This is a genomic window from Verrucomicrobiota bacterium (genome assembly GCA_027622555.1).
GTDB lineage: Bacteria > Verrucomicrobiota > Verrucomicrobiia > Opitutales > UBA2995 > UBA2995.
The window spans coordinates 1-12,930 of record JAQBYJ010000004.1 but is presented as its reverse complement, the minus strand read 5'-3'; the positions used below and the strand labels follow the sequence as shown (position 1 = coordinate 12,930).

The following is a 12,930-nucleotide window of genomic DNA, read 5'->3' as shown; positions in this document are numbered from 1 at the left end:
CAAGAAACATGACAACCTGGAAGACTTTGTAGATGCGGTCGCCAAGCTTCCTCTCGAATTTGAACCGGGGACGGCATACCAGTATGGATTAAATCAAGCCTTGTTGGGATGTGTTGTGGAATCCATCACCGGACAGAGTTTCTACGAATATTTGAAAGAGAGGCTTTTCGATCCTCTTGGGATGAAAAGCACGAAATTCTACGTGACCGACGAAGAAAGAAGTAACTTGTTTCAGCCCGTATTTGTAAACTCCGGACACCTTAAAGGTTTCACGAGTAATTTGAGCTGGGTTACATTTAACGAAGACAATCACGCCTACTTTGGAGACATTGGACTCGTCTCAACCATGTCTGATTATACAAAATTCTGTCGGATGTTGCTGAATGGTGGAAGCTTTGAAGGCAGAGAAATCCTTTCGCCGAAAAGCATAGAAATAATGACCGGAAAACATTCAGAAGGCTTTCCAATTGAAGAACGAGCCGAACCCGCTCTGGTTGGCTTTTACCGCGGATTGTCACTATTCGTTTTGGAAGATCCTGAAGCGGATGGAATGGGGGCGTCAAAGGGGATTTATGGGTGGCAAGGAGTAGCAAACACACATTTTTGGATAGATCCCGAGATGAACCTTTTCGGTCTGTTTATGACGCGTGCGCGGGATTTCAGTTGGGATGTTGGCAAACGATTCCGCGAGTCCGTCTATAGCTCGGTTAGATAAATTCCTTTTGGAGGGGCGGCCTCATTTATTCTTTTCCAGCGGCCAGTACTTCTTCCATTAAACCTCTGCGCCAGACCTTCCCATCGAATTTAGACTTAATCGATTCCCGAACGGATTGTTTAAATGCGTCAATATCCAATTCCGAATAGGGTACAATGATCATACCTTTGGCTTGGAGCTTTTCGGCGATTTCATTCTCAAACTGGCGCGTAAGCGCGCTCATAATATCCATTGCTTCTTTGCTGGCCCTTTCGACAGCAGCCCTGTCCTCCAGGCTCAAGCTTTTCCAGGATCTTTCTGAAATCGCAAAAGGGATAGCGTTTAGCTGGTGATTAGTTTCTAAGACATATTTCTGCACCTCGTACCATTTGTTGGACCAAATGGTTGGATAAGGATTTTCCTGCCCATCAATGATGCCCTGACTGAGGCCGATGAAAATTTCTTTTAAAGGCATGGGAGTTGGATTGCCTCCAAGCCCTCTGATCACCGCTAATGACATGGGGTTTGGAACGGCCCGGATTTTCAGACCCTTCATTTCGTCAGGACTTTTAAACGGCGTCTTTCCGGTAGTTACCACGCGTTTCCCATAATAATACGAACCGAGAATCCGTATATGGCATTTCTCAATGATCTCCTCGTTCCATTTTTGTCCCAATTGGGGATGAGCCATTACTCGTTCAATTTGATCAAAATTGTCGAATAAATATCCCGAAGTCATAATGGTCATTTCCGGAACAATATCGGAAAGCATGGGGAAGTTTGGAACGCAGAAGTCAATACCGCCCGTTTTTGTGCTGATGTAAATATTTCGGTTCGAACCGAGCTGGCCAGCAGGGAAGACTTTCATTTCTATACGGCCCTGGCTGTACTCAGCCACTTTCTCGGCGAAAGCCTGCAGGCCAATACCACTAGGCGAATCGAGCTGATAGACGTGGGCCAGGCGCATTACCTTAGGTGAGAAGCTGGCTGCAAAGGCATGGGTTATTGAAACTAACCCTACAGTGAGCATTGCTACTGCTCGTTTTCTTGCACAAAAATAAAACAACTTGGAAATACTCATTTGAATTTGCTGGTAAATCTGTAATATGATTTTTAATACATCATACTATTACTTGAAAGAAACTTTGACCATGAAATTATTCCATCAACTGAAAAGTATAAAATATGATATTTTGTTTCTTCAGTTTTCGATCGTTGCCCTGTTAGTTCTTTCGGTTTTGCAAGTCTTTACCCGTTATGTTCTGAATGCCCCCTTGTCCTGGACAGAGGAAATTTCGACGATGATTTTGATTTGGATGACCTACGTTGGAGCTTATACCTTGTTGTATCGAGATTCCCATGCGCGCGTGGATCTTATCGATGATCTTTTCGGACAGCGCATCGCCAGGTGGGTGCATACTTTCTGGGACTTCGTTATTGGGGTTTTTCTGGTCGCTATGGCCTATGCAGGTGTAACTCTTATGGAAGTGATTGTTTACGACAAAACACCAGCTCTCAGAATTTCATATGCCATCGTTCTTTGCATCATCCCGGTCGTTGCGGTTTTGATGCTTTTCACCATTGTTCGCCGCATTTATCGGACGATCTTCAACTTGGCTGGAGGGCGATAGGGTGGCATTCGACGCAGGTCTTCTTTGGTTAATTGCGGCAAGTCTGGTTCTTATCTTTCTTGGTCTGCCTGTGGCATTTTCTCTGGCAACATGCGCGTTCGCATATCTCTGGCTAAACGGTTTTCCTTTGAGTCAAGGAGCATTGGAACTCGGCTTTTCCCTGGAGAATTTTACCTTTTTGGCTATCCCCCTATTTATGGCTGCCGGCATGACCATGAATGCCGGGAAAATTACCGACAGAATTTTTGATTTTGCCAATGTGTTGGTCGGGCGAATCCCCGGCGGACTGGGTCACGTAAATGTGCTAGCCAGCCTTGTTTTCGCTGGGATGTCGGGATCTGCTCTGGCCGACGTTGCAGGCCTCGGATCCATGGAGGTGAAGGCCATGCGCAAAAAAGGCTACGACACGAACTTTTCCGTTGGTATTACGCTGGCCTCGTCGGCCATAGGTCCGATTCTACCTCCAAGTATTCCTATGGTGCTCTTTGGTGTTATTGCGGATGTTTCCATAACGGGCCTTTTTCTGGGGGGGGTTGTTCCCGGACTGCTAATCGCTTTATGCCTAATGATCTATATTTTCGTTATCGGGGTGAGGCGAAATTATTATTCCAAGGAATGGGTGGGTTGGAAGGTCGTTTTAGTCGCCGGCTTTATCGCCATACCCGCATTGCTGACGCCGATCATTATCGTTGGGGGCATGGCATTAGGTATTTTCAGTCCGACCGAGGCAGCTACAGTCGCTGCCGTCTGGGCGTTGTTCCTCGCGGCAATCGTTTATCGCGATCTTTCCTGGGACGAATTCAAGAAGATCATGGAGGAGACAGCGCTATCGACCGCCAAGTTAATGTTCATCATCGCATCGGCGATGTTGTTTGGCTGGGCGTTGACGGTCGGCGAACTGCCGCAGGCTCTTTCACAATTTCTGGTTTCTACTTTTAATGAAAGGTGGAGTTTTCTGCTGGCGGTAATCCTGGTACTCCTGGTGTTGGGCGCTATAATCGAGAATGCGATTTTGCTCTTGATTCTCGCTCCGATGCTTCTACCAATCGCTCAGCAATCCTTTGGTATGGATCCTGTTCACTTGGGTGTGGTTATGGTGTTTTCGATAATGATTGGTCAATACACACCACCCATGGGTCTTTCCCTTTTTGTCATGCGTGACGTCGCTCAACTCTCCCTTGGGCGGGTATCTATTGCCGTGGCACCATTCCTGATTCCGCTTATTGGAGCCTTGTTCATTATGGCCTATGTTCCGGAAATCGTACTTTGGTTACCCCGATTGCTTGGTTACTAAAACCAGGTAATCGAGGGAAAGCCTAATTGTTATTTAAGGCCTGATAACGGTGCCATCTCCATTTCGAATGGGCGGCCAATTTAGCGGATCCTCCGAAACGGGAAATTTTGCGGCCAACTTTTCATCAAAATCTACACCGAATCCCGGCGCTTCATTCACAACCATATAGCCGTTTTCAATTTTCGGACATCCCGGAAAAACTTCCTGAGTATCATGGTTGAATACTACGACTTCCTGAATACCAAAATTGGGGATTACCAAATCCAGATGCGCGTTGGCCGCATGCCCTACCGGGGAAACTCCGTGTCCATGCCAGGCGGTTTTCACATTGAACATTTCACTCAAGACAGAAATTTTGCGGGCCACACTAAGTCCACCCACGTGGGAGACGTGGACGCGGATAAAGTCTATCATCATACTGGAAATCAAACTTATCCATTCAGTCGGATTATTAAAAAGCTCTCCCATCGCAATGGGGCAGCTCGTTTGGTCCCGCAGCATATCGAAATAGTGTTGGTGTGTTTCTGGTGGAAAAGGATCCTCCACGAAAAACGGATCAAACTCTTCAAGTTGTTTGATCAGACGGATTGCATCGATAGGATTGATCCGTTCGTGAATATCGTGGAGCAATTCGATTTGTTTCCCACAGGTCTGTCGAATATGGGCAAACATTTCGGGCAATTTTTCTAAATAAACGCGGGTATCGACAGAGATATCATCCGCAGATCCAAAACCATGCTTCTTGAAATCGGGTTCCCCGGAGAGGTTTTCACTACCATATCCGCCTTGCTGAATTCGGATATGTCGGAATCCCTTTTTCATCAACGCCTTTACTTCTGCCTCGACTGTTTCCAAATCATCGCCTCTGGCATGGGCATAGCAATCGACCGCAAAACGGACTTTCCCACCCAACAATTGATAGACCGGCATGTTCGCCCGTTTCCCTTTAATATCCCACAGCGCCTGGTCCATTCCGCTCAGTGCATTGTTGAATATTGAACCATTCCGCCAATAGGACATATTGTAGGTGGTCTGCCAGAGGTCCTCAATTTGATCGGGATCTTTCCCCATCACAAACGGTTTCAAATAGCGCTCAATCGCCTCGGCAACGAGATGAGTTCTGCGGCGGTAGGATGCGCATCCCAAGCCGTATAATCCTGGTTCAGAGGTTTCAATTTTGACCACCACCAAATTTTGATTGTCGGGCACCGTCAGGAAGACTTTAACGTTGGTGATCTTGAGCGGGGCGAGCCCCTTGGTTCCCTTTTCATAGGTCGCCGCCATCGCTTCTCCCTGCTTATTCATGGCACCCATAGCTCCTGCTGTGGTGCCAAGTGCTGCTAATTTCATCATGTCCCTGCGATTCATAAACAAACTCCTTCTATGTTAAATTCTATGGTGGTTACTGAATTGAGATGAGTAGGGAAGGTTTAGGGATGTATCAATATTATAATCCATTTTTGGATAATTAATTGTTTTCTAAACCTTTTGTTCAAATATTCGGGTATCAATAATGTCCTCCAGGTCGGTCGGTATAAATCCGGATTAATGAAACGGCACTGCGAGGACGTGCAGCTAACTGTTGCCATGGTGGTGACACCATTGATTTACGAATAAGCTCACGAGATAAAACCATTAATCGATCTATGGTCTCACGACCATGGCTACAGTTGTTATCCTACCGAGTTTCCATCGACATCCTCCCATCTCTTTTCTACCTATCACTAAATGAAAGCCATCTGCGTTGATCCTGACACACACGCCATCAGTTGGACTGAGGTGTGCGACCCAGCACCCGCACCTGGTGAAGTCGTCATCGATATTCATGCTTCAGCCGTGAATCGTGCTGATCTACTGCAGCGAATGGGGAAGTATCCGGTTCCTCCCGACGCCCCACCTTACATGGGACTGGAGGCCGCCGGTGTCATTTCCGAACTCGGTGAGGGTGTAACCCGCTGGCAGGTAGGTGATCGCGTTTGCACACTACTCGGTGGTGGTGGCTATGCAGAACGCGTAGCAACGCCAGCCTCCATGCTCATCCGTATGCCAGACGATTGGGATTTCGAAAAAGCGGCAGCGGTGCCCGAGGTCTTTTATACAGCCTTTCTGAATTTGTTTATCGAAGGTGAGTTAAAAGAAGGCGAAACCGTATTGATCCACGGCGGAGCGAGTGGGGTAGGGACCGCTGGAATCCAATTGGCCAAACGCGCGGGTTGTCGTGTGCTTGTCACCGCAGGACGCGCGGACAAGATCGACTTTTGTAAACAGCTCGGTGCCGATGTGGCGGTGAACTACAAAGAAGAAGATTTTGAAACAGTCATTCGAAAAGAAGCACCAGATGGAGTGGCTGTAATATTAGATATTGCGGCGGCGGATTACTTGAAGCCCAACATGAAATTATTAAAGACACGTGGCCGCCTGGTCATCATTGCTCTTCTTACAGGCACCAAAGCCGAGATCGATTTGTCTCTTTTGATGCGTGGTCGACAACGTGTCATAGGTTCTGTACTTCGTTCCCGTTCGCTGGAAGAGAAGGTCGCCATTCATGATCGGTTTGAGGAAAGCTTTTGGCCGGATCTTGTGTCCGGTCTGATCAAGCCGATCATTTACAAAACACTTCCCATAGAGGAAACCGAGGCCGCACAAAACATATTGGCGAACAACGAAAATATCGGGAAAGTTATCCTGAAGGTGAGGGACTAGAGCAGCTTAACCAATACTTTCTGCTTAGGACTGCCATTCTACGGATCTACGAGATACCTAAGGCTCAGGCTTCCCGGTCTGGATCTGTGTTTATTTGAGTCAATCTGTAGTTTGAAATTAAGAATGAACAGGACCCCCATACTACTCGAAGCACCCTTTCAAGTTGGGACAAATAACCAATAAGCTTGTAAACGAGGCCGTGATACCACCGTTCCCAAGTCCTTTAGAATTTTCCATTTCACCTTCAATGCCAAGTGTTTACGAATAAAGACTTTCTCCTTTAATTGAGGTTTTAGAGTGAGCCTACAATCAAAAGTCCGAAAATGGCCAATGGAGTCTTGACTCGATAACACCTACTCCATATCTCTTAATCCATAATGGTGCCAATTTCGTTCCATTTGTATTCATTTATTAGAATTTTTCTCATACCTCGAGAGTAATTACTCATTCTCCAAAACCTATTAACGGTCTCAAAAAATCCACACTTAATTTACCCGTGCAAGGCAACTAGAACTAGGGGCTTGCTCCTAACGCTCTACATACAAAGCACTTCAACTAACAAATAAACATATACATCTATGAACGCTAAAAAGAACAAATGGTTAACAACCCTGGTCGCTATTCCGGCTTTTGGAATGGCCGTCGGACTTCCCTTGAGTTACGCTCAGGAAGACGACGATAATGTTTTCGAACTTAATCCTTTCAACGTAACGGAAGAGGAGAACGTCGGTTACCTGGCCCGGTCTTCCCTGGCTGGCACACGTTTAAATACACCTTTGAGAGATATCGCTGCAACTGTCAGTGTCATCACCCAGGAGTTTTTGGACGATACCGGATCCACCGATCTGCAGGAGCTGCTCGTCTACACGGCCGGCACGGAAATCAGTGGTATTGGAGGCAACTTTGCCAACCCGGACAGCACCAATGTGGTCTCAGGTGTTCAGGAGCAAAATTTTAGAGATCCGATTCGAAATACCCGGGTTCGCGGTCTTGCCAGGGCTGACCTGACCCGCAACTATTTCTCAACCGTTATCGCCATGGATTCTTACAACACCTCCCGTGTTGTTATTAATCGCGGGGCGAACGCGACATTGTTTGGATTGGGTAGTCCAGCTGGTATTATCAACAACCAGACCATTACTCCACTTTTCGAAAATCATGGAAAACTTTCGTTTCAATTTGGTAGTTACGACTCCCATCGTTCAGAAATCGATGTTGAACAAGTCCTCATTGAGGATAAGTTGTCTCTCAGGGTCGCAATACTGAATGAAGAAAGAAGTTACCAACAGAAACCTGCCTTTGAGCACGACGCGCGCGTCTTCGCCGTCACGGAATGGCGTCCGTTCGAGAATACTTCTCTCCGCGCGTCCTTCGAGTCAGGCTCCATTTCCGCTAACCGTCCGCGTACCCTTCCTCCGCAGGATTTGGTAAGCGCGTGGTTCCTTCCCGGTCCGGCAGGCACTCCAAAGCCAACGCACAATCCTTATTGGGGCGGTGGTACCAATTACCAGGTTCCTGGTAGCTATGTACCGGATGACCTGTCGACGACAGGTGTCAACGAGTATAGAATTTCTACTCTTCCCAATTATTTTGGATTTGGTGGGTATACCTTTGAACCGGTTCTCGTTTACGACGGCCCGGAATTCGGCGTTGCCGGCGGGGCGTTACCCAGAGGTGTGGATGGCACGGTGTTTATCCAACCGGGAGGCAATCGTTCAAGAGATTTTTCCAATGGGGCGAATTCACAGAGTTTTGCCGCCATGCGGGGAACGGCTGAGAATCATGGAACTGTCACTGCACAAAAGCCGGATACTTTCGATCAGAACGGTAATTCAAGAAATGCTACGAGGGGTTTCTACACCAATGCGGTAGTGCAAGACCCTACTTTCTTCGACTTCTTTAACAAACTGATAGACGGACCTAACAAGAGTGAGTTGGAATGGTTCGACGCGTTCAACCTCTCCTTAGAACAAACCTTTTTGGAAGGAAATGCCGGTTTATCTTATCAAATGAACAAGGAGGATTACCGGAGCGACTTTGACGCCGTGTTGTCTATAGGGTCCCGTTTCCAGGGTTTGGGCATCGATTTGAATACCCACACTCGTTGGGGTGATGTAAATCCCAATTTCGGTCGGGTTTGGATATCGGGAAGCCGGGGATTCATCAATACCAGTGAACAATCGCTCGAAAATCACCGTGTTACCGGCTTTTACAAATTTGATCTTTCGAAGTTCGATAAGAATGATAGTTGGTTGGGTATGATTCTAGGTTCTCACGCCATTACAGGTCTCTATGAGAATTCAAGAGATGGCTCCACGTCGATTTCCTACTTTCAGCCAATTCCCGATGCCCGGTTTCGAACGGTTGGCGATGGTGTTCGTTTAAATAAGAATCCGGCAACCGACTTTGGTGTACCTAACTATGCCGCAGCCCAATTGGTTTATGTGTCTGGCAGTCTGGCCGATCGGACTAGTTCAGCAGGAGCCAATGTGTCCAATTGGAAAACCAAGTTTGAGCTGCAAGATGAGTATACCTTACGGTACCTCAATTACGATACGGGAGCTTATGAAAATGGTACTTTCAGGTTCGAAGAACGTGTTGCCGGATCGCCAGCACAGAATAACAATACGATAAAGCAGAACATTGATATCGAAAGTAAAGCCATCATCTTACAGAGCCGCTTTCTCGATGATCATCTGGTAGCGAACTATGGCTACCGTGAGGACGAAGTGGACGTATTTACCAACGACAATGCCCCTCTCAATGATGACGGTAGTAGAAACGTCAACGGAAGCGCCTGGCAATTGCCGACTACACCTACATTTAAATCCTCCTCCGATTCAGCTAACTGGGGTGTTGTGGCTCACGTTCCCGACGCGTGGATGAAAAACCTCGGAGGACTGGGACTTAGCTTTCACTACGCGGTATCTGAAAACTCGCAGATCGGTCAGGAGCGGGTCAACCTGAGAGGGCGGAATCTGGCACCGGTGAGTGGAGATACGACAGAAAAGGGCTTTACCGTTGAGATCAATGACTGGCTCAGCATTCGTTACAACGAGTATGAGACCCTGCAAGTGGGTGAGACCAGTATAGGCTTAACCAACAGCTTTAGACCTCTGATTCAGTTATACGGCAACTATGTTAGCACACAGCTTAAGGAGGAAGTCGTTGACTTTGTGAAGGAGAATCCGTCGGCTTGGCCAGGCACTGGTAACCCGGACGATTTTCTAAACTTCAAACCGTTTGATTCACCGATAGGTAAAGATGTAGCGAGCCTGATAAACAGCCGAATAGACTCTGCTGGTAACGCTCAAAATAGTATCCCCGCTGCATTGGCCTTCACCTCCGACTTGTTGTCCGAAGGTAAGGAAATCGAAGCGGTAGCCAATATAACCAGCAATTGGCGGGTTATGCTGAATGTTACACAACAGGAGGTGTCTGCCACAAACACCGGCGGCTTGCTTGTTCAGTGGATCAATGAGGAAGTGAATCCTAATTTAGCGAAATATGGTCAGTTCCCGTTAAGTGCCACCGGTAGTGAGACGATTAATAATTGGCTCGGCCGTAATGCCATCACAGCCATCAACCTGCAGCTTGCCCAGGATGGTGCAAAAAGGACCAACGAAATCCGCGAATGGCGTTGGAATCTGGTGACCAATTATGAATTCGACCGGGATTCCAAGTTGGCCGGTTTCAATGTCGGTGGTGCCTACCGCTGGCAAGATGTTGTTGGAATCGGACGGCCTCTTCTGGTTAATCCGGAAGGCGGATTCAAACCCGACTTGGCTAATCCCATATATGGACCAACCCAAGACAGATTCGATGCCTGGGTTGGTTGGGAAAGAGGAATTGGAAATCACTTTGGTCGAGACACTCTGTTGAGAGTCCAGCTCAATGTGCGCAACCTGTTGGACGATACAGATCTTATCCCTGTTGTCGCTGATCCCGATGGCGGCATTCCAGTAGTCCGCATTCCTGACGAACGCACCTTCGAATTACGCGCTTCGCTTAGCTACTAAGAAAAAAACAGTTTCTTAATAATCCGAGGCCAGTCCCTAACCGGACTGGCCTCTTTTTTGTTAACACTGTCAGTCGAGATTTGAATCCTGGGAACGCCGAGCCCCTGCTCAGTGGTTAAATAGACTTTTTCAAATCACTTCATTTTGTGATACTTGTGGTTAATCTCTTTCCGCACATCAAACAATTCGCGACCAAGGTCGCTCCTGCATTCACTCCAAACTTTCTATAATCTCCTTACCCATTACCACTCGCCTCCCTTTAATGGTGGCATCCTCGCTCTAATCTATTTCACTTGATTTCAATGAACAGCTCTCTGTTCGTTTTTTCCGTACGCGAAAATGGGGATTGAAGACAGGATTTACTCGAAAATTGAAAAAGGCAGATATCCTGCTTGAGGATGCAAAGTGACATTTGTTTATCCTCTAGCCCATTGTATTTCGAACAGGTAATCCTTATCATACACTCAATTTAATGCCCTTGATAAGCTTCGTTTTCTGCGGACAGGTATAAGTTTTCCTTTTACGATGTGAAGGCGATGTGTTGATGTCATTTTGTTCCAAGATTCGTTTTCTTTACCTTAAGTATGAATATCTCTCTGTTCGATTTCTCTATAATCGCCTGCTACTTTGTTGTTATTTTCATCATCACGGTTCGAATTGGGCGTAAGGTTTCGGATTCGAATGACTACTTTCTCGCGGGACGGTCTATGCGTTGGCCGATGATCGGAGCCTCTTTGTTTGCCACCAATATTTCGGCGGAGCAGTTCGTGGGGCAGGCCGGACTGGCAGTTGCCATCGGGATTGCGGTTGCCAATTACCAGTTGGCGGGCGTTCTGGGATTTGCGCTCATGGGGCTAATTTTTCTGCCCACCTTTATTCGCTTGGGGATTACCACCGCTCCGCAGTTTTTGGAAATTCGCTATGGTACAGAGTCACGGAAGTTTCTTTCGATTATCACCATTCTTTTTATTGGATTAAACGCGGTCCCGCTTTCGCTCTACGCTGGCGGTCAAGTCATGCGCGATATGTTTGGTTGGGATTCGATTGTTCCAGGGATTCTTATTCTTTGTGTCACTACAGGTCTGTATGCTGTAATAGGCGGGTTGAAGGCGGTTGTGGTTACCGACTTCATGCAAATGTTTATTTTGGTTATCGGTGGTTTTCTCGTTCTGGGATTCGGTTTGCATGCTGTGGGTGGCGTCGGTGCTTTTCTTGGAAAGATGGACGCCATAAAGGCCAGCGGCGGGGAGGATTTGATGTCGTTGTTTCGGCCGGCTAATCACCCGATTATCCCTTGGACGGGAGTTGTGTTTGGTTTAACCGTGCATTCATTTTATTATTGCTCAATGAACCACACCATCGTTCAGCGGGCCATGGCCGCAAAAAGCATTCACCAGGGTCGCATGGGTGGATTGTTTGCTGCTTTGTTGAAAGCGCTCACCGTATTTATTATCGTCATGCCCGGGATTGTAGGCTTGGTGCTTTTGAAAGACGGATTTTTCACCACCCCTCCTGAAACGGAAGATCAGATCTACTCGGCGATGGTGCGCTCGTTGCTGCCCAGTGGGCTTATCGGTATCACGTTATCCGGATTGGTCGCCGCTTTGATGAGCTCGGTCGATTCCAATATCTGCTCTGCATCAAGTTTGATCACGCTCGACTGGTATCAACCGGCAAGGCCAAATGCCTCGGAAAAAGAGCTGGTGAAAGTTGGTCGGGTTGTGGGTGCTTTGATAATAATCATGGGAATGTTTTGGGCGTTATGGGTTATCCCGCATTTCAAATTCCTCTTCGATTACCTGGCTAAGTTTAACTCTTACTCCGTCGGCGGATTGCTAGCCTGTTTCATCGGAGGTCTGGTTTCTCCCTATCCGAATCGAAAAGCCGGTTTCTGGACCCTGGTCATAGGTTCCTTTCTAGGACTGTTTCTCTGGCTGGTTGCGGATAACTCAGCGATAGGTGCCTGGGCTCACTCAGTGGGGTTGGGATTCCTGGATATGCATTTTCTTCATGCGGCGGTATTTCTAACTGTGCTTGGTTTCGTCCTTCTATTTGCCATCACTTTTTTAACGAAAGGAGATGGCCGAGAATCGTTTGCGGAAATGAAGAGCACTCGGTTGATGGGAATGGAACCTACCACTGCGGAGAACAAGCAGTTCAAACTTTGGCTCGGGATAGTCGCTGTTGTTTACGTTGGGATCTACTTGATGTTCATGTAGGGACAAATTGCTGAGCTCGCTGAGAAATAGACCTCAAAAATTTCAGTCATACTAAATGAGTTTTGAGGACAGAGTTTCCCTCTGTAAATCAGCGGTAGCGGCAAGACTACCTTGCGGAGTGCTGCATCTACAAGTGAAGCAATTAATAACACAGCGACTTGACGAGATTCTCATACATCCTGCCCTCGAATGCCGATTAAATGCAAAACAACAAGCATTAACCCAACAACACATTGTTATCGGAATCTACGGTCTCTATAATAAACCTCATCGTAAGTTATTAAGACTACACAATCCGCGCCTCCCTTTGTTTCTGAATTAGCGTCCTAAAAAGAAGACTTGATTACACTACAAAGATGCTGGTTGATGG

Annotated in this window: 8 protein-coding genes; 6 read left to right on the top strand and 2 right to left on the bottom strand. The window is 47.1% G+C overall.

Translation table 11 applies throughout. The features are described from left to right. Positions 1-16: 16 nt before the first annotated feature. Entirely contained in the window at positions 17-715 is a 699-nt protein-coding gene (locus O3C43_01885; protein MDA1065232.1) for a serine hydrolase, read from the top strand. Positions 716-740: 25 nt separating this feature from the next. Here O3C43_01885 and O3C43_01880 read toward each other — a convergent pair whose 3' ends face one another. Next, the gene (locus O3C43_01880; protein ID MDA1065231.1) at positions 741-1,775 is read right to left on the bottom strand and encodes a TRAP transporter substrate-binding protein; all 1,035 of its coding nucleotides are present in this window, start codon (positions 1,773-1,775) and stop codon (positions 741-743) included. 70 nt (positions 1,776-1,845) lie between these two features. Here O3C43_01880 and O3C43_01875 point away from each other — a divergent pair, with 70 nt between their 5' ends. Both O3C43_01875 and O3C43_01870 read left to right on the top strand, forming a co-directional pair. After that, positions 1,846-2,325, top strand: a complete 480-nt coding sequence (locus tag O3C43_01875; GenBank protein MDA1065230.1) for a TRAP transporter small permease — start codon at positions 1,846-1,848, stop codon at positions 2,323-2,325. A 1-nt stretch (position 2,326) separates the two neighbouring features. Then, the gene (locus O3C43_01870; protein ID MDA1065229.1) at positions 2,327-3,619 is read left to right on the top strand and encodes a TRAP transporter large permease; all 1,293 of its coding nucleotides are present in this window, start codon (positions 2,327-2,329) and stop codon (positions 3,617-3,619) included. Positions 3,620-3,652: 33 nt separating this feature from the next. Here the strand turns inward: O3C43_01870 and O3C43_01865 are convergent, their stop codons facing one another. After that, positions 3,653-4,987 carry a starvation-sensing protein RspA gene (locus O3C43_01865; protein MDA1065228.1) on the bottom strand — a complete coding sequence of 445 codons (1,335 nt, stop codon included), beginning with the start codon at positions 4,985-4,987 and terminating at the stop codon, positions 3,653-3,655. 360 nt (positions 4,988-5,347) lie between these two features. On the opposite strand from O3C43_01865, the gene O3C43_01860 reads away from it, so the two are divergent. The 3 genes from O3C43_01860 (at position 5,348) to O3C43_01850 (ending at position 12,560) form a co-directional block, all read left to right on the top strand. Continuing rightward, the gene (locus tag O3C43_01860; protein MDA1065227.1) at positions 5,348-6,322 is read left to right on the top strand and encodes an NAD(P)H-quinone oxidoreductase; all 975 of its coding nucleotides are present in this window, start codon (positions 5,348-5,350) and stop codon (positions 6,320-6,322) included. A 578-nt stretch (positions 6,323-6,900) separates the two neighbouring features. Further along, positions 6,901-10,341 (top strand): TonB-dependent receptor plug domain-containing protein, encoded by a 3,441-nt coding sequence (locus O3C43_01855; GenBank protein ID MDA1065226.1) that lies wholly within the window; start codon positions 6,901-6,903, stop codon positions 10,339-10,341. A gap of 584 nt (positions 10,342-10,925) precedes the next feature. Beyond that, positions 10,926-12,560: a sodium/solute symporter gene (locus O3C43_01850; protein ID MDA1065225.1), complete on the top strand. Its 1,635-nt coding sequence runs from the start codon at positions 10,926-10,928 to the stop codon at positions 12,558-12,560. The last annotated feature ends 370 nt before the right edge of the window (positions 12,561-12,930 follow it).

What these genes read in the sequence shown, in the direction of transcription:
- O3C43_01850 (MDA1065225.1), top strand. Translation starts at nt 10,926, where the DNA reads ATGAATATCTCTCTGTTCGATTTCTCTATAATCGCCTGCTACTTTGTT.
- O3C43_01860 (MDA1065227.1), top strand. Translation starts at nt 5,348, where the DNA reads ATGAAAGCCATCTGCGTTGATCCTGACACACACGCCATCAGTTGGACT.
- O3C43_01855 (MDA1065226.1), top strand. Translation starts at nt 6,901, where the DNA reads ATGAACGCTAAAAAGAACAAATGGTTAACAACCCTGGTCGCTATTCCG.
- O3C43_01880 (MDA1065231.1), bottom strand. Translation starts at nt 1,775, where the DNA reads ATGAGTATTTCCAAGTTGTTTTATTTTTGTGCAAGAAAACGAGCAGTA.
- O3C43_01875 (MDA1065230.1), top strand. Translation starts at nt 1,846, where the DNA reads ATGAAATTATTCCATCAACTGAAAAGTATAAAATATGATATTTTGTTT.
- O3C43_01865 (MDA1065228.1), bottom strand. Translation starts at nt 4,987, where the DNA reads ATGAATCGCAGGGACATGATGAAATTAGCAGCACTTGGCACCACAGCA.